The organism is Aporhodopirellula aestuarii, from assembly GCF_023701485.1.
GTDB classification, from domain to species: domain Bacteria; phylum Planctomycetota; class Planctomycetia; order Pirellulales; family Pirellulaceae; genus Rhodopirellula; species Rhodopirellula aestuarii.
Window position 1 is genome coordinate 1 of the sequence record NZ_JAMQBK010000115.1, and the last position, 1,452, is coordinate 1,452.

Consider the following 1,452-nt stretch of genomic DNA (forward strand, 5'->3'; position numbering starts at 1 on the left):
GGAAGCGTCCCAAAAATTGTTGAAAGTTGAAAGACGGTCTCCCGGAGGGCAGAATCTGCCCTTCGCAATTTTCCAATTTTCGTCGGCGGCAACCGACGGGGAGACCATCATGAATGAAGTTAGTCTTTTGCAATCTCTTGGACAAGTTTCAGCGTCAGAAACCGGGGAAGTCTTTCGAGACTTCATCCGTGGCCACGTCCGCGAGATGATCAGTGAAGTGATGGCTGCTGAAGTCACGCAGCTCTGTGGTCCCAAGCACGCACCGCATGAAGGCGATCACTATCGAGCCGGAACCAGTCCCGGACGCATGCTTTACGAGGGCGAACGGGAAGAGGTCGTTCGGCCTCGTGTACGCCGCAGGGACGATACCGGCGCCAGTCACGAAGTCGAACTGGCCACGTATCGAGTGGCGAAGGATCCCAGTCAGCTGCAGACGCAGATCATCCAGGCGATCGTGTCCGGCGTCAGCAGTCGAGCGATCGAGGACATCAAGCCGAATTCCCCGGGAGTCAGCCGGTCGAATGTCTCGCGATTGTGGAAAGAGGTGGGCCACAAGTTCATCGAAGAATTGCGAGGCAAGGACTTGGGGGCTCAGAGCTGGTGTGTGCTGATGCTTGATGGGGTTCGCTTGAGTAGCGATCAGACTGCAGTCGTCGCATTAGGGATCGACACCGAAGGTCGCAAGCAGGTGCTGGACTTTGTTCTGGGAAGCAGCGAAAGCCTGGAAATTGCGAGCGATTTAATGAGCCGAATTACGAATCGCGGGTTCACTTGCTCTCATCGTCTGTACGTCGTACTCGACGGAAGTGACGCGTTGCGTGGTGCGCTCAAAGAACACTTTCCCGATGCAGTGATTCAACGCTGCTTGGTTCACAAAGAGCGGAATCTCAAGGCGAAGCTTTCCAAACGACATTGGGGTGAGGTCTCTCGTTTGTTCACGCGTCTTCGCAACGTCCAGGGCTACGAGGCAGCCAAAGAAGTATTTGATGAGCTGGATAAGTTTATCAAGCCGATCAACGCCGAGGCGCACACGAGTCTGCATGAAGCCGGGGAAGACCTTCTGGCGTTGCATCGCTTGAACGTTCCGAACACGCTTCATCGTTGCCTACTGAGCACCAATGCGATTGAGAATTCGTTCCGCACGACACGCCGCAAGCTCGACCGTGTGACACGCTTTCGAGCTGAGACGGATCAAGCAAGTCGTTGGCTTTCCTACGCGTTGCTGGAGGCCGAGAAAGGCTTTCGACGGATCACTGGATGCAAGTCACTACCACGTCTGCTGGCAGCCCTGGCGAGACCCGAATCAGAAACCAGCTGAAAATGCTTTCCCACCTCCTGGAGCTCGCCTACGGCGAGCTCCAGGAGGTGGGGCTTGTTGCCCACTCAAACCCGATCACTTACGTTTTTACTAGAGAGACCATCACGAGTTTCAACAACGAATGGGACATCCCC

At 55.3% G+C, this 1,452-nt stretch carries 1 protein-coding gene; it reads left to right on the forward strand.

The window, feature by feature from the left end; all coding sequences use genetic code 11:
* Positions 1–16: 16 nt before the first annotated feature.
* Positions 17–1,318 (forward strand): IS256 family transposase, encoded by a 1,302-nt coding sequence (locus tag NB063_RS30370; RefSeq protein ID WP_250933270.1) that lies wholly within the window; start codon positions 17–19, stop codon positions 1,316–1,318.
* Positions 1,319–1,452 lie beyond the last annotated feature (134 nt).